The 18,245-nt window shown below is 72.5% G+C and carries 14 protein-coding genes; 7 read left to right on the forward strand and 7 right to left on the reverse strand.

Translation table 11 applies throughout. From position 1 onward, the window contains the following. Nucleotides 1-36: 36 nt before the first annotated feature. Nucleotides 37-1,803: an IucA/IucC family siderophore biosynthesis protein gene (locus MZC64_RS18570; protein ID WP_247757984.1), complete on the forward strand. Its 1,767-nt coding sequence runs from the start codon at nt 37-39 to the stop codon at nt 1,801-1,803. After that, nucleotides 1,800-3,662 (forward strand): IucA/IucC family siderophore biosynthesis protein, encoded by a 1,863-nt coding sequence (locus tag MZC64_RS18575; protein ID WP_247757985.1) that lies wholly within the window; start codon nt 1,800-1,802, stop codon nt 3,660-3,662. The genes MZC64_RS18570 and MZC64_RS18575 overlap by 4 nt, the downstream gene beginning before the upstream one ends. On the opposite strand, the gene MZC64_RS18580 is transcribed toward MZC64_RS18575, so the two are convergent. Further along, complete coding sequence (locus tag MZC64_RS18580; protein WP_247757986.1) at nt 3,643-4,149, reverse strand: VOC family protein; 507 nt, start codon at nt 4,147-4,149, stop codon at nt 3,643-3,645. The genes MZC64_RS18575 and MZC64_RS18580 overlap by 20 nt on opposite strands. A 118-nt stretch (nt 4,150-4,267) precedes the next feature. Between MZC64_RS18580 and MZC64_RS18585 the strand changes: the two genes are divergently transcribed. After that, on the forward strand, nt 4,268-5,521 hold the full coding sequence (locus tag MZC64_RS18585; protein ID WP_247757987.1) for an alanine racemase: 1,254 nt from the start codon (nt 4,268-4,270) through the stop codon (nt 5,519-5,521). Here the strand turns inward: MZC64_RS18585 and MZC64_RS18590 are convergent. Then, nucleotides 5,509-6,204 carry a helix-turn-helix transcriptional regulator gene (locus MZC64_RS18590; RefSeq protein WP_247757988.1) on the reverse strand — a complete coding sequence of 232 codons (696 nt, stop codon included), beginning with the start codon at nt 6,202-6,204 and terminating at the stop codon, nt 5,509-5,511. The genes MZC64_RS18585 and MZC64_RS18590 overlap by 13 nt on opposite strands. Nucleotides 6,205-6,502: 298 nt before the next feature. Here MZC64_RS18590 and MZC64_RS18595 point away from each other — a divergent pair, with 298 nt between their 5' ends. Both MZC64_RS18595 and MZC64_RS18600 read left to right on the forward strand, forming a co-directional pair. Continuing rightward, nucleotides 6,503-6,985 (forward strand): hypothetical protein, encoded by a 483-nt coding sequence (locus MZC64_RS18595; RefSeq protein WP_247757989.1) that lies wholly within the window; start codon nt 6,503-6,505, stop codon nt 6,983-6,985. Beyond that, complete coding sequence (locus MZC64_RS18600; protein ID WP_247757990.1) at nt 6,982-7,761, forward strand: isocitrate lyase/phosphoenolpyruvate mutase family protein; 780 nt, start codon at nt 6,982-6,984, stop codon at nt 7,759-7,761. Before MZC64_RS18595 ends, MZC64_RS18600 begins: the two co-directional genes overlap by 4 nt. Here the strand turns inward: MZC64_RS18600 and MZC64_RS18605 are convergent. After that, nucleotides 7,739-8,467: a hypothetical protein gene (locus MZC64_RS18605; protein ID WP_247757991.1), complete on the reverse strand. Its 729-nt coding sequence runs from the start codon at nt 8,465-8,467 to the stop codon at nt 7,739-7,741. The genes MZC64_RS18600 and MZC64_RS18605 overlap by 23 nt on opposite strands. Before the next feature lie 112 nt (nt 8,468-8,579). Between MZC64_RS18605 and MZC64_RS18610 the strand changes: the two genes are divergently transcribed. After that, nucleotides 8,580-9,017 carry a GNAT family N-acetyltransferase gene (locus tag MZC64_RS18610; protein WP_247757992.1) on the forward strand — a complete coding sequence of 146 codons (438 nt, stop codon included), beginning with the start codon at nt 8,580-8,582 and terminating at the stop codon, nt 9,015-9,017. 4 nt (nt 9,018-9,021) lie between these two features. Here the strand turns inward: MZC64_RS18610 and MZC64_RS18615 are convergent, their stop codons facing one another. From MZC64_RS18615 to MZC64_RS18630, 4 genes are read right to left on the reverse strand one after another with little or no spacing between them, the layout of a single operon-like run. Then, nucleotides 9,022-10,383 (reverse strand): glutamine synthetase family protein, encoded by a 1,362-nt coding sequence (locus MZC64_RS18615; RefSeq protein ID WP_247757993.1) that lies wholly within the window; start codon nt 10,381-10,383, stop codon nt 9,022-9,024. Continuing rightward, the gene (locus tag MZC64_RS18620; protein ID WP_247757994.1) at nt 10,380-11,657 is read right to left on the reverse strand and encodes a lysine N(6)-hydroxylase/L-ornithine N(5)-oxygenase family protein; all 1,278 of its coding nucleotides are present in this window, start codon (nt 11,655-11,657) and stop codon (nt 10,380-10,382) included. Before MZC64_RS18620 ends, MZC64_RS18615 begins: the two co-directional genes overlap by 4 nt. After that, the gene (locus MZC64_RS18625) at nt 11,654-13,282 is read right to left on the reverse strand and encodes a pyridoxal-dependent decarboxylase (RefSeq protein WP_247757995.1); all 1,629 of its coding nucleotides are present in this window, start codon (nt 13,280-13,282) and stop codon (nt 11,654-11,656) included. The genes MZC64_RS18620 and MZC64_RS18625 overlap by 4 nt, the downstream gene beginning before the upstream one ends. Next, the gene (locus tag MZC64_RS18630; RefSeq protein WP_247757996.1) at nt 13,279-14,652 is read right to left on the reverse strand and encodes a diaminobutyrate--2-oxoglutarate transaminase family protein; all 1,374 of its coding nucleotides are present in this window, start codon (nt 14,650-14,652) and stop codon (nt 13,279-13,281) included. Before MZC64_RS18630 ends, MZC64_RS18625 begins: the two co-directional genes overlap by 4 nt. Nucleotides 14,653-14,950: 298 nt before the next feature. Between MZC64_RS18630 and MZC64_RS18635 the strand changes: the two genes are divergently transcribed. Then, the gene (locus MZC64_RS18635; RefSeq protein ID WP_247757997.1) at nt 14,951-18,025 is read left to right on the forward strand and encodes a hypothetical protein; all 3,075 of its coding nucleotides are present in this window, start codon (nt 14,951-14,953) and stop codon (nt 18,023-18,025) included. Nucleotides 18,026-18,245 lie beyond the last annotated feature (220 nt).

Here is an 18,245-nt window from a genome sequence, read left to right on the forward strand (position 1 = left end):
AGCTCCGAATCGGTGATCACGACGGAGGAGGCGCGCATGGCGGAGCCGGAGCGCAGGCTGGAGCCGGAGCGGGTGGCTGCGCCGGAGCGCGCAGCGGTGCCTGAACGCGATGCCGACGCGGCCGCGGTGCAGAACCTGGTGCGCTGCTGGCTGCGGGAGTTCCCGGCCGAATGCCCGGCCGGGGACGTGCTGACGCTGGCACTGCCCAGCCTCGGCGTCAGCGTGCGGGTCCCGCTGGCCTACACCTCCGCGGTCGGCTGGCACCGCTTCGGCCCGGTCAGCCTGCACACCGGCGCCGAACTGGACGCCACCACCCTGGCCGCCCTGCTCGCCTTCGAGGCGGCCGCCCGCCGCCAGGGCACCGCGGTGGACACCGCGGGCTTCGTCGGCCGGGTCGTCGACTCCCGCAACCGGGTCGCCCACCACCTCGCCGTCCGCGCCGGAGTGCCCGAGGACGCCGAGCCGAACCCGTTCCTGCGCGCCGAACAGGCCGCCGTGCTCGGCCACCCGCTGCACCCGACGCCGAAGAGCCGGGAGGGCCTGAGCCCGGCCGAGGCCGATGCCTACTCCCCCGAGCTGCGCGGCGGTTTCCCGCTGCACTATTTCGCCGCCGATCCGTCGATCGTGGCCGAGGACTCCGCGCTGGGCCGCCCGGCGCACGAGCTGTTCGCCGAACTGGCCGGCCCGGACCTGCGCTTGCCGCCCGGCACCGTCGCGGTGCCCGCACACCCTTGGCAGGCAAGGGAAATCCGCAGCCGCCCGAGCATCCGCGCGCTGCTGGGCCAGGGCCTGCTGCACGACCTGGGCTCGCTCGGTCCGCACTGGACGCCGACCTCCTCGGTGCGCACCCTGTTCCGCCACGACGCCCCGGTGATGCTCAAGTTCTCCCTGGGCATCCGGATCACCAACTCCAAACGGGAGAACCTGCGCCCGGAACTGGCCCGCGGCCTCCAGGTGCACCGGTTGCTCGACGCCGGCCTGGCCGAGGCCATCGCCGCCGCGCACCCCGGCTTCGGCATCGTCGGTGACCCGGCCTGGCAGGCGGTCAGCACCCCCGGTTCGACCGCGGAAACCGGCCTGGAGGTGGTGGTCCGGGACAGCCCGTTCGGCACCGCGGACCGGGTCGGCGTGGTCGCCGGCCTCATCGCCGACCGCCCGGACCAGCCCACCGGCCGCTCCCAGCTCGCCACCATCGTCCACGACCTGGCCACCCGCTCCGGCCGCCCGGTCGAGGAGATCGCCGGCGAATGGTTCGACCGGTACCTGGAAGCCCTGATCGTCCCGGTGCTCTGGCTCTACGCCACGCACGGCCTCGGCCTGGAGGCCCACCAGCAGAACACCCTGCTGGTGCTGGACGAACACGGCTGGCCGGTCGGCGGCCGCTACCGGGACAACCAGGGCTACTACTACTCGCAGACCCGCAGCCAACGGCTGTACCGGTGGTTCCCGGACGTCGGCAAGGACCTGGGCACCTACTGCCCGGACGAGCTAATCGACGAACGCCTGGGTTACTACGTCGGCATCAACAACGTCCTGGGCATGATCGGCGCGCTGGGTTCGGCCGGCCTGGCCGACGAACGCGACCTGCTCGCCACCGCCCGCCGCACCCTCGGCCGCCTCTACGCCGAACACGGCGACGACCTGCTGCTGGCCGCCCTGCTGCTGGACGCCCCGACCTTGCCCTGCAAGGGAAACCTGCTCACCCAGGCGCACGGTATGGACGAACTGGTCGGCCCGCTGGAGTCGCAGTCGGTGTACGTGCCGGTGCCCAATCCACTGGCGGTGCCGGGAGCCGTGGCATGACGGATCCTGGCACGACAGGGCATGGCACGACAGCCGGGGCCAGTGCCGACCGCGACGTGGCCGCCCTCGGCCGGGCCGCCTGGCGCGCCGCAGGGAAGACGTTGGTGGCCAAGGCGATCGCCGAGTTCTGCTACGAGGAGCTGCTCACCCCAGCCACCGAGGCAGACCACCACCGCCTCGTTTTCCCCGCCGCCACCTACACCTTCACCGCCACCCGCGGCGCGTTTGGCGCCTGGCGGGTGGCCGAGGACTCGATCCGTCGCCAGGCCCGCGGCGTCGCGGCCACCGCACACCGTGACCCGCCGAGCCTGCCGGCCGAGGACCCGCTGCTCTTCCTCACCGAAGCCCGCACCGCCCTCGGCCTGGACGGCCCGACCCTGGCCGAGGCCCTGCGCGACCTCACCGCCACCTGGACCTCCGACGCCCACCTGCTGGCCACCCGGCCCACCGCCGCCGGCCTGGCCGAGTTGTCCTACGCCGAACTGGAGTCCTGGCAACAGGGCCACCCCTGCATCCTGCTCAACAAGGGCCGCCTGGGCTTCTCCGCCGCCGACACCCGCCGCTACGCGCCCGAGCACCGCCAGAGCTTCCGCCTGCCCTGGCTCGCCGTGCACCGGGAGCTGGCCGCCTTCGCCGCCGTGCCCGGCCTGAGCGTGGGCACCCTGCTCGCCGAGGAGCTGGATCCCGCTACCCGCCAACGCTTCGCCGCCCGCCTGGACAATCCGGCGGACTACGTCTGGCTGCCGGTGCACCCGTTCCACCTGGAGAACGCGGTCCGCCCGCTGTTCGCCCAGCAACTCGCCGAGGGCCGGATCGTCGAACTGGGCGAGGCCCCGGACCACTACCGCGCGCTCGCCTCGGTGCGCACCCTGGTCAACGTCGACCACCCGCACAAGCGCAACGTCAAGCTGGCCCTGCTGATCCGCAACACCCTGGTCTGGCGCGGCCTGCCCGCCGGGTCCGCGGCCCAGGCGCCCGAGGTCACCCGCTGGCTGCACCTGCTGCCGCACCGCGACCCGTACCTGGCCGGGCGGATGGATCTGCTCGGCGAGGTCGCCTCGGTCGCCGTGCACCACCCGGGTTTCGCCGCGGTCCCGGACGCGCCCTACCGCTACCACGAACTGCTCGGCGCGATCTGGCGCGAACCCGCGACCGGCTACCTGGCCGAGGGCGAACGCGCCCGCTCCCTGGCCACCCTGCTGCTGACCGGTTCCGACGGCCGGGCCCTGATCGTGGAACTCGTCGATCGCTCCACTGTGGACGCTCGGACCTGGCTGGCCGCGTTCCTGCGCGCGGTGCTGCCCGGCCTGCTGCACGCCTTGCACGGCAACGGGATCGCCTTCTGCCCGCACGGCGAGAACACCCTGGTGGTCTACGGTCCGGACGAACTGCCCCGGCGGATCATGCTGAAGGACTTCGCCGAGGACGTGAAGCTGCGCACCGAGGAGCTGCCCGGCTACGCCGACCTCGCCGAGCCCGCCAAGGCCGTGCTGCTCCGGTGGCGGCCGGACCAGCTCGCGCACTCCATCCTGTCCGCCATGTTCACCGGCCACTTCCGTTTCCTCACCCCGATCCTGGAACAACACCTGGGCGTCGGCGAGGAGGAGTTCTGGGGCCTGGTGCGCGCGGAACTGCTCGCCTACCGCGCCCGGTTCCCCGAACTGGCGGCCCAGCACGAGGAGTACGGGTTCACCGCGCCGGAGTTCGACCGGGTCAGCCTCAACCGCGAGCAGCTCACCGGCGGCGGTTTCCACGACCGGGCGGAGAAGGACGAGAACTTCGACGTCATCCACCGCACGGTGCGCAACCCGCTGTGCGCCACCACGTCTGCGCCCGTGGTCACCCCGCCGTCGGCGTGACCAGGTCCGAGCCGGACACGTACCGCATCGCCTCGACGAACTCCGGCAGCTGCATGCGCCGGTACACCTCGTCCTCGGGCAGGTCCTCGATCCGGGTGTGCAGCCACCACAGGTTGCCGAACGGGTCCCGCACCCGGCCGACCCGGTCACCGAAGAACAGGTAGGTCATCTCGGTGACCGACTCCGCGCCTGCGGCCACCGCCTTGGCGTGCACGGCATCCGCGTCCTCCAGGTAGAGCCGCAGGTGCGCAGGGGTGGCCGGCCAGTGCGGCCGGGAGTCGAAGAGCATGACGACCGAATCGCCGATGCGCACCTCGGCGTGCCCGATCGCGCCGGTCTGCTCGTCCTGCACCCGGCCCAGCTCGGTCGCGCCGAACACCGCGCCCAGCCAGTCGATCAGCTCCGCGGTGTGCGGGCCGATGATCCACGGCGTCACCGTGTGGTAGCCCTCGGGCATGAAGCTCTTGGCGGGGAACGGAACCGTCATCGTGCTCTCCTCGGTCTGCGCTGCTGGTCCGGGCGCTCGTCCGCGCCACTGAGAACCAAGTTAGCGGCCAAGTAGGAATGATCCGGTCCTAGTTTCCGGGCGGCTAGGATTTTCTTCCGTGGACCTGCCGATCTCCGCCGAAGGCCGCCCCGCGCTCGCCGCGACGGACGTGCCACCGCACATCCGGGCCGAGCTGCTCGCCCGCGCCGGGAATCCACTGGCGCCGGTGAGCGGCTACGTCTACGACCCGGCGGTGGCCGCCGAGCGGGTGCGCGGGTTACGCGCCGCGCTGCCCGGTTGGGCCAAGGTGTGTTACGCGGTCAAGGCCAACACCTACCGCCCACTGCTGGCGGCGATGGCCCCGCACCTGGACGGCTTCGAGGTGTCCTCGGCCGCCGAAGCCGACCTGGCGCGGGCGGTGTCCCCGACGGCGCTGCTGGTCTCCGCCGGCCCCGGGAAGACCTTGCCGACGCTGAACAGACTGCTGCACAACAACATCGGCGTAGTCAACGTGGAGAGCCGGTTGGAGCTGGCCCGGCTGAACCAGGCAGCCGGGCTGGCCGGGCGACGGGTCGCGGTGACCATCCGGGTCAACCCGAAGTGGGTCGAGGTGGCCGGTTCATTGACCATGGGCGGCGCCGCCACGGTCTTCGGCCTCCCGGAGGATGAGGTCCCCGCGGCCCTGGTCACGGCCGCCGCGCTGCCGAACCTGGACGTCGTGGGTTTCCACGTGCATGCCGTCTGTCAGAACATGGACGCGGTCGCCCACGCCGCCTATGTCCGGTGGTGCCTGGAGTGGAGCGCGGCCACGGCGGCCGAGCACGGAGTCCAGCTGCGCGCCGTCGGGGTGGGTGGCGGGATCGGGGTGCCCTTCGAGGGCGGTCCCGAGTTCGACACTATGAAGTTTTGTGAGCTACTGGGCCAAATAGAACCTCCTTCGGGCGTGGACGTGGTCTTCGAGCCCGGCCGGTGGTGCGTCACCGACGCCGGGTGGTACGCGGCCGAGGTGGTCGACGTCAAACACGCCTACGGCACCTGGTTCGCCGTGCTGCGCGGTGGCATCAACCACTTCCAGCTACCCACCTCCTGGGACATCCGGCATCCGTTCGCCGTGCTCCCGGTGGACACCTGGCCGGTGGACTGGCCGCGGCCGGAAGCGGTGGACGTGCCGGTGACGGTGGTGGGCGAGTTGTGCACGCCGGAGGACACGCTGGCGCGGGACTTCCAGGTGTCGCGGGTGCGCGCGGGTGATCTGGTGGTGTTCCCGATGGCCGGGTCGTACGGCTACGAGTTCGCGATGCCGAACTTCCTCGGTCATCCGCCCGCCGACCGGCGGACCGTGTCCGCGGACGGGACCGGTCAGGCGAGCTGAGCCGGGTCCAGGCCGAGCAGGTCGGCCACGGCGCGTTCGCCTGCCGGGGTGAGGCGGACCGCGCGGCCGCTGCCAACCGGCTTGAGCCAGCCGTGGTCGCGGAACCGTTGGCAGAGCTGGGCTCCGGCCGCGCCGGCCAGGTGGGTACGGCGCTCGGTCCAGTCCAGACAGGCCCGGACCAGGGGTCGCCCGGTGGGGCAGGACAGGTCGGCGCCCAGTTCCCCGGTCAGCCAGGTCCGGCCGGCCGGGGTGACGCCGAGGCCGTCGGCCTGGGTCAGCAGGCCGACGGTGGTCATGGCGTCGGTAATCGCCACGCCGAGCCGTCCGGCCAGGTGGTCGTAGCAGGTGCGGCCACGGGCCAGGGCGGCCGCGGCGGTGCTGGCACGCAGGCCGGATGGGCGCTGCGGAGCGGGGTTGAGGTGGGCAACGAGACCTTCCAGGAGTTCGGCGGTGCGCGCGTCGGCGAGTTGCACGTATCGGTGGCGGCCCTGTCGGCGTTCGGTCAGCAGGCCGCCGGACAGGAGGCGGTTGAGGTGTTCGGTGGCGGTGGAGGCGGCGACCCTGGCGTGCGCAGCCAGTTCGCCGGCGGTCCAGGCGCGGCCGTCGAGCAGGGCGAGGCAGATCGCGGCCCGGGTGGGGTCGGCGAGCAGCCCGGCGAAGGCGGCCAGCTCGGTCGAGGTCATGGCCTCATTGTGCGGCCGGATGTTTCGGCCGCGACCGAAACGACCCGTGCCTAGCGTTCGTGTCATGCCTCCTGGTCAGCGTGCGTCCGTTGTGGTCAGTGAGCCCGCTCAGGTGCGGGCTGTGCTGGTGAAATCAAGCTATGCGGTGCCGACTTGGCACTGCCACTCACGAGCAGGTGAAACCGGGGTGACCGCGGATATGGCCTGGTTGCGGGCTTCCGTGGCCCGGTTCAGCAGCGGACCGGCGCATCAGCGGAGGCGCTCTTTAGCATGTGCGGAGCTGGCACACGTACACCCGATGGGGTTGTTCCGCCTGGCAGCGGCAAATCCGCAGGTAGAGCCGGTGTTGCTGCTCGCTGAGGCGATGGGGCTGACCGGAGTCCGGGCCGAAACCGTTGCCAGCGTGGCAAGGGCCTACCACCCGCACACCGCGACCGGCCCGGGGACTGATCAGGCGGAAGCCGATCGCGCGGTGGCCGAGCTGGTGACCTGCTGTGGCGGGCGCGCGGACGAGCGCACCGCGGCCCGGATCTGCCTGCTGGTCCAGTCCGCCGACGCCACCGCCGCCCTGCGCGCGGCGGTCCGCGCACACGGCTCCGTCGAGGCCGCGCTCCGGCTCGCCCCGCCGGTCCGGCACACCCGGCGGATCAGCCCGGACGGCGCCGAGTTGCTGCTCGAACTCGGCGGCGACCTGGCCTTCGGCGCCGGGGCGCACGCCTGCCCCGGTCGCACCCACGCGCTCGCCCTGGTGGCGGGCCAGCTCGGAGAGGACAGCCCATGACCACCGCCTTCCACGCCCTGCACACCGGTCCGGAACCGCTGTTGCTGCCCAATGCCTGGGACTTCGGCTCCGGCGCGATGCTGGCCCGCGCCGGGTTCGCCGCCATCGGCACCACCAGCCTGGGCGTCGCGGTCGCCGCCGGACTCCCGGACGCCCAGGGCGCCGCCCGCGGCGAAACCCTGGCCCTGGCCCGCCTGCTGACCCGGCTGCCCTGCCCGGTGACGGTGGACATCGAGGGCGGCTTCAGCACGGATCCGGCCGAGGTCGGCGCGCTGGCCGCCGAACTGGCCGCGGCCGGCGTCGCGGGCGTCAACATCGAGGATGGGCGCTATGCTGGGCTCGCTGATCCCGGACAGCAGGCCGAGTTGATCAGCGCGATCCGGGTGGCGGCCCCGGAGTTGTTCATCAACGCCCGCACCGACACCTTCTGGCTGGGCCAGGGCGATATCGGCGAGACACTGCGGCGGGTGCGCCGGTATGTCGAGGCGGGTGCGGACGGTGTGTTCGTGCCAGGGCTCGTCGACACCGAGGGCATCCGGCGGGTGGTCGGCGAGGCGGGCGCACCGGTGAACCTGTTGTTTGTGCCAGGGCGGCACAGCGTGGCTGAGCTGGGTGAACTCGGGGTGCGCCGGGTGAGCACCGGATCGCTGTTGTTCCGGGCGGCGTTGCACGCGGTGGTGCAGACGGCGGCCGCGGTGCGGGATGGTCGCGCGACCGCCGCGGGCGTGCCCGGCTACGCCGAGATCGACCGGCTCACGGCAGCGGCAGCCGGGTGAGCAGCGTGTCCGCGCTGTGCGCCAACCCCTGCAGCATGATCTTGGCGAGCCGGGTGTTGTCCTTGTTCCCCCGTACGGCCAGCTTCGGCGCGGTGATCTCGACCGTGCTGAGCATGGTCGTGCCGGGGCCATTGCGGGCCAGGTAAGCAGAGCAGAACACGAGGTCCGGTTCCTTCGGCACCGTGTAGTCCGCGCAGAACGCGAACACACCGTCGATCTTCCCGGTCACCGTGATCCGCTCTTCGCCGATCACCCGGTAGGAACCCTGCTCCTCGTCCTGCCACTTCGGGCAGTGCTGGATGGTCTGCTCACGCAGCTCGGTGATCAGCTCTTCGGCCCGGCGGCTCGGGTAGAGGTGTGCGGTGCTGGCCGTTCTGCTGCCCGGCGCTTGCCAGATCCGCCCGTGGCCGACCAGGTGCAGGGTGCGCAGCGAAGCCCAGCAGCTGATCATCGGCCCAGTTTCCATCGGCCCGTCCTCGACCTGGACGTCCTTGCTCCGCACCGTGTTGACAGGCAGCACCGCCTGGGCGGCCAAGTCCCGGAACAGGCTCACCGTCTCGGCCCCCGACCTCGCGGTCGTGGCTGGTGCCGGAGTGGTGGGCTGAGTGGTGGTGGGCGTGGGCGCCGCCGCGGGTAACGGCTCAGCGGGCTGGGCGCAGCCGGTCAGGGTCAAGCACAGGAGCAAGGCCAGCAGCGTTCGTCTCATCGTGTTCCCCCTCAGTTTGAGCGTTCGCTCAATATGGAAGCAGGCTTTAAGCGATTGCTCAAGTTCTTGTTCGCGTGATCGGCTGCGGTGATCGCGAACGAAGGAGCTGGGGATGGTTGAGATCGGGCCACTGGCCGAGCACGAACGGCCGACCTGGGAGGCGTTGTTCCGCGGCTACACCGACTTCTACCATCGGGTCATGCCGCAGGAGAGCTACGACCGGGCCTGGCGGGAGTTCCGCGCCGGGACCAGGCTGCACGCGCTGGGTGCCCGCCTGGACGGCGAACTGGTGGGCATCACGCACTTCCTGGTGCACCCGAGCACCTCGTCAGCCGATGTCTGCTACCTCCAGGACCTGTTCACCGCCCCCGCCGCTCGCGGCCGGGGCGTGGCCAGGGCACTGATCGAGGCTGTGGTGGCGTGGGCCCGCCAGCAGGACTGCGGGCGGGTCTACTGGCACACCCAGGAGACGAACGCGACCGCGCGGCGACTCTACGACCAGGTGGCGCTGAACAAGGGGTTCATCCAGTACCAGGTGCCGCTGGACTGACCGGTCAGAGGCGCTCGAAGCCGCGGCGCAGCTCCCAGTCGGTGACCGTCGCGGCGAAGGCGTCCAACTCGGCCTGGGCGGCGCGGGCGTAGTGCCCGACCACCTCCACGCCGAAGGCCGCCTCGGCGACCGGGCTGACCCGCCACAGGTCCACGGCGGTGGCGAGGTCCGGCGGCAGGGTGCACCGGTCGGTGGCGAAGGCGTTGCCCTGGAAGGGTTCCTCGAGTTCCAGCCGGTGGTCGATGCCGTGCAGGCCGGCCGCGATGACCGCGGCGACCGCGAGGTAGGGGTTGGCGTCGCCGCCGGGCACCCGGTGTTCCAGGCGCAGTGACTCACCCCGGCCGACCACCCGGATCGGGCAGGTCCGGTTGTCCCGCCCCCAGCCCAGCGTGGTGGGCGCGAACGCGCCGGGGGCGAACCGCTTGTAGGAGTTGATGTTCGGCGCCTGGAACAGCACCAGCTCGCGGGCGCAGGCGAGCTGGCCGGCGATGAAGTGCCGCATCAGCTCCGACATCCCCTCGCCCTCGGCGAACACCGGCCGCGCCTCGGTGTCGCGCAGGGACAGGTGCAGGTGGCAGGAGTTGCCCTCGCCGGCGTCGAACTTGGCCATGAAGGTCAGCGCCCGGCCGTGCGCGGCGGCGATCTGCTTGGCACCGGTCTTGTACAGCACGGTGTTGTCGCAGGTGGTGAGCGCGTCCTGGTGCCGGAAGACGATCTCGTACTGGCCGGGGTGGCATTCGCCGCGCGCGGATTCCAGGCGCAGCCCGGCCCGCACCATGTCCCGGCGGATGCGGTTGACCAGTGGGTCCACTTCGGACAGTCCGGCCACCGCGTAGTCCGCGTTGTGCCGGGTGGCCGGGCGCAGGTCGCGGTAGCCGCGTTCCCAGGCGCTCTGGTAGTCCTCCCGGAACACCAGGAACTCCAGCTCCGCGCCGACCCGCGCGGTCAGGCCGCGGGCGGCCAGCCGGTCCAGCTGGGTGCGCAGGATCTGCCGGGGCGCCACGCCGACCGGGTCGCCGCCGGGCCAGTGCGCGTCGGCGAGCACCAGCGCGGTGCCTTCGTCCCAGGGCAGCAGGCGCAGCGTGGCCGGATCGGGGAGCAGCGTGAAATCGCCGAAACCCGTTGCGGCGGCGTCGATGGCGTAGCCAGGGCCGGTGGTCATGTCGACGTCCACGGCGAGCAGGTAGGCGCACGCGGCCGCACCGCCGACCCCTACCGTGTCAAGGTAGTGCTCGGCGTCCACTCTGCTGCCAAGGAGCCTGCCGGTGAGATCGGGCAGCGCCACGATCACGTTGTCCACCAGGCCATCCGCCACCGCGGCCCGCAACTGCTCCGAGGATAGCGGGACGGCCGGGCGGGTGGTCACGGGGCTCCGAAGCTGGTGAAGGCGGTGCGTTCGGGCAGGCGGTGCACGGTGCGGCCGGTGACCGCGTTGAGGATGGTGGCCGCCCGCCAGGCGCCCAGGGTGAGGTCGGGCGCGCCGACGCCGTGCGTGTGCAGCTCGCCGTTCTGCACGTAGAGACCGCCGGTGACCGCCGGGTCCAGCTCGACCCGGTGGTCGGCGTTGATGCGCTGGCGGCGGTGCTCATCCCAGTGCGTGAGGTGGCCCAGGGGGTCCAGGAACGGTGGTACGCTCGCGGCGTAGCCGGTGGCGAGGACTACTCGGTCGGTGTCCACTGTGTACGACCGGTCCTGCTGGATCTCGTGGCAGCCCAGGCGATAGCGGCCATCGATCCGTTCCACCGCACGGATCTCGGTGTGCGGGGTCAGTTCGGCGGCGACCCGGTCACCCCCTACGGTGCGTTCGTAGAGCAGGTCCTGGATCTCGGCGAGGGTGTCGGCGCTGACCGCCTTGTAGAGCTGCCACTGCGCGGGCACCAGTCTGTCCTTTGTGGACGGATCAAGGCCACGGAAGTAGCTGGTGTAGTCCGGGGTGAAGTGCTCCAGGCCGATCTTGGAGTACTCCATGGGCGCGAACTGGCCGCGGGTCAGCCAGCGCACCCGGCTGCCGGTATCCGGCTGGCGGCGCAGCAGGTCGAGGAAGACCTCCGCGCCGGACTGGCCGGAGCCGATCACGGTGATGTCGGCGGCATCGGTGAGCGCGGGCAGGTTCGGCAGGTAGTCGGCGGCGTGGCAGATCTCCTTGCCCAGCAAGGGCTGGAACGCCGCGGGCACCCGTGGCTGGGTGCCGACGCCGAGCACCACGTTGCGGGCCAGCAGTTCCCCGCCGTCGTGGGTGACCCGGAAGGCGGCCCGGCCCGCGTCCCAGGACACCGCGGTGACCTCGGCGCCAAACCGGCAGGAGGGCAGCGAGCGGGCGACCCAGGCGCAGTAGTGGTCGTACTCCCGGCGCGGCACGTGGAAACGCTCGGCGAAGAAGAACGGGAACATCCGGTCGTGTTCGCGCAGGTAGTTCAGGAAGGACCAGCGGCTGGTCGGGTCGACCATGGTGACCAGGTCGGCCAGGAACGGGACCTGCAGCCGGGCGCCGTCGAGCAGCAGGCCGGGATGCCAGCTGAATTCGGCCCGCCGGTCCAGGAACACCGCGTCCAGACCGGGCACCGCGTCGGTGAGCGCGGCCAGGCCCAGGTTGAACGGGCCGAGCCCGATCCCGGCCAGGTCGTGCACGTCCGGGCTCATCCGGTGGCCTCCGCCGTGTCCTCGGCCTCGCCCGCCTCGACCACGAGCGCCAGCAGGGCGTCCAGGTCGGCGGTGGTGGCGTGCGGGTTGAGCAGGGTGAGCTTGAGCCGGATCCGGCCGTCCACCTCGGTGCGGCCGACCACCGCGCTGCCCTCGGCCAGCAGCCTGCGCCGCAGTGCGGCGTTGACCTGGTCCGGATCGCCGTGCCGAGCCTGGAAATGGAACACCACGGTGCTCAGCACTGGCCGGGCGGCGAGCACGAGTCGCGGGTGCGCGTCGATGGCCGTGGCGGCGTGCCGGGCCAGGTCGTGGCAGGCGTCCACCAGCACGCCGAGTCCGGTGCGGCCCAGGGCGCGGAAGGTCACCGCGAGCTTGAGCGCGTCCAGGCGGCGGGTGGTGCGCAGCGAGTAGCCGAGCAGGCTGCGGTAGCCGAGGTCCTCGTCATCGGTCGGGTTGAGGTAGGCGACCCGGCGGGTGAGCGGGTCGAACGCGCTCGCGCGGCGGGTCAGGAAGCCGCCTGCCGCAACGGGTTGCCAGCCGAACTTGTGCAGGTCGATCGCGATCGAGTCGGCCAGGTCGAGGCCGCGCAGCAGCGGGGCGAGCCGGTCGGAGAACAGCGCGCCGCCGCCGTAGGCCGCGTCCACGTGGAACCAGGCGTCGTGCGCGTTGGCGATGGCGGCGAGTTCGGGCAGCGGGTCGATCACGCCGAAGTCGGTGGTGCCCGCGGTGGCGATCACCGCGATCGGCCGGTGGCCGCCCGCCCGGTCGGCCATGAGGGTGGCCACCAGGGCGATCGGATCCATCCGCTGGTCGGCGGTGACCGGCACCGCGACCACGGCGTCCTCGCCGAGGCCGAGGATGCCCGCGTTGCGCTGCACGGAGAAGTGCGCGGCGGCACTGCAGTAGACCCGGGGCCGCTGGGTCGGCGCGAACTCGCGGGCCAGCAGCAGACCCATCAGGTTCGACTCGGTGCCGCCGGAGGTCAGCACTCCCCCGGCCTGATCCGGCTGGAAGCCGACGAGTTCGGCCAGCGCCCGGACCACCCAGGGTTCCAGTTCGGTGGCGACCGGGGCCTGGTCCCAGGAGTCCAGGGACTGGTTCATCGCACCGGCCGCGACCTCGGCGGCGACCGCGATGGCCAGCGGCGGGCAGTGCAGGTGCCCGGCACAGCGCGGATCGGCCGGATCGGCGGAACCGACGGCGATCAGGCGGCTCAGTTCGGCCAGCGCGGGTTCGGCGCCGATGCCCTTGTCCGGCAACGGGTTGTGCTCGACGGCGGTGGCCGCGGCGGCGGCGATGGCGGCCGGGGAACCGGCCGGGGTCGGGCCGCCGCGCTCGACGGTGCCCTTGGCCAGGGACTCCAGCACGAGGTCGAGGAGCGGGGCGAGCGCGGTGGCGCCGGCGACGCCACCGGCGAGCGCGGCTGGGTCGAGCGGGCCAGGCGTGCGGCGGGTGGGTGGGGCTGCGGGCTGGTCAGTGGCGACAGCTGCTTCGGCGCCGGTCGCCCTGGCGGGGCTGGCCTGCCCGGCGGTGTCGGCCGGGCGGCGAACGGGCTCGCCGGTGTGCTCCGGGCGGTCGGAAGTCCTGGGCACGCCACCGGTTCGGGCGCTCCACTTGGCGGTCATCGGTTCGCTCCCCGTTCGGCTGCGGCGACGGCCTCGCCCAGTCGGTTGAGCACGCTGTCGGCCTCCGCGTCGGTGATGGTCAAGGGCGGCAGCAGCCGGATCACCGCGTCGGCCCGGCCGCCGAGTTCCAGGATCAGGCCGCGGCGCAGGCATTCCGCGCGGATCGCGGCGGCCAGTTCCGGTGCGGCCGGGCGGGTGCCCAGCGCGTCCGGTTCGGCCGTCGGGTCGACGATTTCCAGGCCCAGCATGAGACCGCGGCCTCGGACCTCGCCAATGCAGCGGGTGCGTGCCTGCAGTACGCGGAGTTCGGTGAGCAGACGCTCGCCGAGGGCCGCTGCGCGGGCGGACAACTGCTCGGCGGCGACGAAACGCAGGGTGGCGGCGCCCGCGGCCATGGCCAGTTGGTTGCCGCGGAAGGTGCCGGTGTGCGCACCGGGCCGCCAACTGTCCAAAGTGGACCGATAGACGATCACCGCCAGCGGCAGGCTGCCGCCGATGGCCTTGGACAGCACCAGCACATCCGGGGTGATCCCGCTGTGCTGCACCGCCCAGAACTCACCGGTGCGGCCGACGCCGGTCTGCACCTCGTCCACGATCAGCGGAATGCCCTGCGCCGTGGTGATCCGGCGGATCTCCCGCAACCAGTTGTCGGGGCTGGGGATAACTCCACCCTCACCCTGCACCGCTTCCAGTATCATGGCCGCGGGTGGCAGGACGCCGGAGTGGCTGTCGGTGAGCAGCGACTCGACCAGGCGTGCGCCGATCTCGTGCGCCCGCGGGCCGCCAACCCCGAACGGACACCGGTAGTCGTACGGGTACGGCAGTCGGGTCACGTTGAACCCGTTGTCCGCCAACGGTTCTCGCACCGCGATATTGCCGCTGGCGGCGAGCGCGCCCGCGGTCATGCCGTGGTAGGCGCCGGTGAAGGCGAGCACGTTCTGCCGTCCGGTGGCCGTGCGGGTCAGCTTGAGCCCGGCCTCCACCGCGTCGGTGCCCGCCGGGCCGCAGAAGTGGATCCGGCAGTCCGCGGCCAGTTCCGGCGGCAGGGTGTCCAGCAGCGCGGTGGTGAAGTCGTCCTTCTCCGGGGTGCTGATGTCCAGCGCGTGCAGTGGCGCGCCGGAGTCGAGCACCCGGCGGATCGCGCCGAGCACCACCGGGTGGTTGTGGCCGAGGGCCAGGGTGCCCGCCCCGGCGAGGCAGTCCAGGTACTCGCGGCCGTCGGCGCCGGTGACCCGCAACCCCTCGGCGTGCACCGGCACCACCGGGACACTCCGGGCGTAGGTGCGCGCGGCGGACTCGCGATCCCGTTGCCTGCCCAGCACCGCCGCGAGGTCGACCTGCGCGTGCGCGGCGTCGGTCCAGGCTGTCATCAGGCATCCCCCAGGGTCGAGTGTTCGCGCGAAGGCCGTTCGGTGTCGGCGGCCACGCGACTGAAGTGGTGGGGGAGCTGGCGCCGGTCGGTGTGCAGGGCCTTCGTCCGCATCAGCCAAATCCTAATCTCGGCGGGCGGGGCTTGCGCCGGACTGCGCGGTTTTGCGATGATCGGCACATGATCAACGGAAAGGGCCTCGCCCACCGCGTGTGGTGAGCGGCCGTGACGGTGACCGTGAGCCGCGCTCCGGAGCCGACCAGCTGTCCGTACTTCTCGACCAGCCCCATGCCGGACGAATGCCCGCGATCGCGGCGCTTGCCCGGGACTTGAGCGCGCCCGAATACCGGGCGATACAGGCAGAACTGGACATCGGCGATGAGTACCAGCGCGAGCTGGGCCTGTTTCTCGCTGTGGTCCGCCGAGACCTGGAAACCCTGGTCAGCGCACTGTCCGACCCACGGTTGCGCGCACGAGCGCTGGCCGCCTCGGCCCGGTTGCCGATACCGGCCGAGGCGCTGACCGAGGTGTTGCGGACCGCGCCTCGGCGGGACCGGATACTGCTGTACCGAATGCTGCGGCAGTCCCGGCGGCACGGCCTGGCCGATGAGTTCCTGCCCGAAGTGGCGGCGCGGTTCGACCTGACCGAGGCGCGGACCCTGCTGACGGCCTGTTCGCCCACCGTGATCGGGGTGTGGCTGCCGCAACTCGGAGCCCCGCCCGGCCTGCTGCGCAGCCTTGCCCGGCTGGTGCCGGAGGTCGTGCTGGACCGGCTCGCCGCGGAACTGCCCGGTCTGGACGAGTCGAACCAGTGGCGCTGGCGGCGGCGCCATCGCGGGCTGCTGTCGCTGCTGGTCCGGCGGATCCCCGGCGCGGTGGCCCGGTTGCTGATCTCCCCGGACTCGGGGGTGTCCCTCGACGCCGCGGACCGGACGCCGAGGCTGGCCGCGGCGATCGTGCGCGCGGCCGGAGCGGACTTGCCAGCGGTCTTCAGCAGGCTCGGCGACGCCGGGATGGGTCCGTTGCTGCTGCGCGAACTGCCACTCGACCGGCGGCGGGAGCTGCTCGAACAGGTGTACCCGGGGCAGGTGGCGCAACAGGCCGACCCGGACCTGCTGGCCGAATTGCCCGCAGCGGACCGGGTGGAACTGGCCAGGACCGCGCTGGAACTGGGCCGGTCCTGGCGGCTGAGGTTCCAGGCGCTGCTGCCCGCGCCGGAGGCCGAGGCCGCACTGGCCGAGATGACCGGCAGTCATCGGGTGCTGACCAGGGAGAATAGCTGGCGGGTGACCCTGCAGCGGGCTGTCCGGCTCGGTGATCCGGCGTTGTTCGCCGCCGTGGTCCAGGACGCGACCAGGGCGCTGCACGATCAGGACCGCGTGCGCGCGTACGTGCTCGGCGCCCTCCGGGACGCGCCGGCCCGGTTGCTGGCCGCGGTGCCGGTGGCGGTGCTGGCCGAGGCGGTCTGCACCGCGGTGCAGGCCAAGGACAGTTCGCAGTGGACGTTCAAGCCGCTCGCGGAGTGGTTGCGCCGCACCATCGCGGCCACCAGGGATCCGGCCCGGCAGCTCGCGCTGGTGCCGTTGTTCGCCCGGTTGCAGCGGGATCGGCGGGCGCCCGCACGGCGGCTCGCCGTCCGGCTCGCGCCCGAGGTGTGGGCGCGGCTGTGGGCGGAGCTGCGGGAACCGGTGCTGCGCGAGGCGGAGGCCGGGCGGTACGGACCGGCGCTGCGGGCCGCGGAGATGTTCGGGGCCGATCTTGACGCGGTGCCGGAACTCGACCGGCTGCTGTGGTCAGTTGCCAGACACACCAGCGATCCTCGCCAGGCCGAGACCGCGATTCGGTTGTGGCTGAACAGATCCGGGTCACGCGGGGAGCGGGTGGCGCAGGTGGTGCACAGCAGGCCGGAGTGGGGTGGGCAGCCCGCGGTGTGGCGGGAGATCAGCACCCAGCGCACGGATCTGCTGGATCTGGTGCTGCCGGTGCTGGATCCGCTGCCGCGGGTGCCGCGTTCGGTGCTGCACCGGTGGACCGCGGCGCAGCGCGCGCGGTACGCGGAGCGGGCACGGGCGATCGCGGTGGACGAGCGGACCGAGCTGTGGCAACGGGTGGCCGCGATCGCCGGTGTGCGCGAGGTCCCCACGCTGATGTCGTTCACCGCGAACGAAAGTCATCCGATCGTGGCAGCAGCGGTGGAAGCCCTGGGCGCGACCGCGCCGACCGCGGTGGTTTTGCCGGTGTTGTTGCAGGTGGCCGGGGGTCCGAATGGTCCGGGAGCGCGGGCCGCGGTGCGGGCGCTGCACCGGGCGCTGGACACCCTGCCGGACGCCGAATCCGTTGCGGCACTGGGGAATCTGCTCGATGCGGCACCCTCGGTCGGCACTGCGAAGGAGGCGGCCCGGATTCTTGGTAGGCTCGCTGGCGGCGAGTCGGCACGGGTGCTGTTGCGGTTGTGGGCGAAACCCGCACTGCACCAGGATGTTCGAGCGGCGGTGGCCGGCGCGCTGGCCGGGTTCCTGGGCGAACCCGGGGTGCACGAGGCGTTGACCGAGGCCCTGGCTGGTACGGCCGCGGTGCGTGGCGCGGTGCTGGCGACCGAGGTGGACCGGGTGTTGCCGTCCCGGCAGCCGATGTTCGCGAGCCTGGTCGCCCGCGCGGTGTCCACGGTGGGCAAGGACAACCTGACCGAGACGGACCTCGCGTTCTGGACCTGGTGGCGCCACCTGCCGGACCGCGGTGCCACGCTGGCCGGGTTGCTGCGCCAGGATCTGCCGGAGCGGATGTACCGGCGGGTGGCCGACTGCCTGCTGGGCTCGGTGCCGGTGGCCGAGGCACTGCCGGTGTTGCGGTCCCTGCTGGCCGACCTGGTGCCGGTGGCCCGGGGTGGCGACGACTCGGCCTGGCTGCGGCTGGAGTGGTTGTACGGCGGGCGGTCGCTGCGGCACAGCGACCCGGCGGGACAGGCCGGGCTGGACCGGGTGCTGGTCGATGGATTCCGGGCAGCCGGGCTGCATCGCGAGGCAGCGGGACTGCTTGACCTGATGGCACGGGCCTCCCTGGTGGACGGGGTACGGACCGAGCTGTGGGACGAGCTGGTCGAGGTGGTCGACGACCGGGCGCACCGGCTGCCCCGGGAGTTCGGGTACGGCGGCGCGTACGACCGAGCCGTGGCGGCCGAGACGGTGCTGGCCGTGGTGGATCACCTGGGCGGGCTGCCCGGGGTGGTGCCGGGGTTGCTGGCCGCGCGGTTGCTCGGGCGTGGCGGGAAGCTGGCGCGGTGGTCGGAGCCGTGGGTGCTGCGGCGGGCGCGGTTGCTGGGGCATGCGGATCCGGACGTGCGGGCGGCGGCGCGGTCGCTGCGTGGCGTGCGGTGAGGGTGTCGCGGTGACCGCGTTGCGGTGACGGGTGTCGGGCATGGGCTGGTTGCCCGGGTCGGGGTCAAGCCCCGGCGGGCTGCGGGCTGTCTCTCGGGTCGCGCGCGAGTCGGCGGGCACCGGGCCGAGGTGCGCCCGATGGCGGCTGGCGCTGGGCGCGGGCCGCGGGCGCGGCTGGCGATCGCAGGTACGGCTGCGGTGCTATTGCGGCTGGCGGCCG

The organism is Crossiella sp. S99.2 (assembly GCF_023094165.1).
Lineage (GTDB): Bacteria > Actinomycetota > Actinomycetes > Mycobacteriales > Pseudonocardiaceae > Crossiella.

Excerpts from the sequence above, each read along its gene's own strand:
- MZC64_RS18580 (WP_247757986.1), bottom strand. The coding sequence starts at position 4,149 with ATGACGGTTCCGTTCCCCGCCAAGAGCTTCATGCCCGAGGGCTACCAC.
- MZC64_RS18610 (WP_247757992.1), top strand. The coding sequence starts at position 8,580 with ATGGTTGAGATCGGGCCACTGGCCGAGCACGAACGGCCGACCTGGGAG.
- MZC64_RS18620 (WP_247757994.1), bottom strand. The coding sequence starts at position 11,657 with ATGAGCCCGGACGTGCACGACCTGGCCGGGATCGGGCTCGGCCCGTTC.
- MZC64_RS18635 (WP_247757997.1), top strand. The coding sequence starts at position 14,951 with ATGCCCGCGATCGCGGCGCTTGCCCGGGACTTGAGCGCGCCCGAATAC.
- MZC64_RS18595 (WP_247757989.1), top strand. The coding sequence starts at position 6,503 with ATGGGGTTGTTCCGCCTGGCAGCGGCAAATCCGCAGGTAGAGCCGGTG.
- MZC64_RS18625 (WP_247757995.1), bottom strand. The coding sequence starts at position 13,282 with ATGACCGCCAAGTGGAGCGCCCGAACCGGTGGCGTGCCCAGGACTTCC.
- MZC64_RS18575 (WP_247757985.1), top strand. The coding sequence starts at position 1,800 with ATGACGGATCCTGGCACGACAGGGCATGGCACGACAGCCGGGGCCAGT.
- MZC64_RS18605 (WP_247757991.1), bottom strand. The coding sequence starts at position 8,467 with ATGAGACGAACGCTGCTGGCCTTGCTCCTGTGCTTGACCCTGACCGGC.
- MZC64_RS18600 (WP_247757990.1), top strand. The coding sequence starts at position 6,982 with ATGACCACCGCCTTCCACGCCCTGCACACCGGTCCGGAACCGCTGTTG.
- MZC64_RS18590 (WP_247757988.1), bottom strand. The coding sequence starts at position 6,204 with ATGACCTCGACCGAGCTGGCCGCCTTCGCCGGGCTGCTCGCCGACCCC.
- MZC64_RS18630 (WP_247757996.1), bottom strand. The coding sequence starts at position 14,652 with ATGACAGCCTGGACCGACGCCGCGCACGCGCAGGTCGACCTCGCGGCG.
- MZC64_RS18570 (WP_247757984.1), top strand. The coding sequence starts at position 37 with ATGGCGGAGCCGGAGCGCAGGCTGGAGCCGGAGCGGGTGGCTGCGCCG.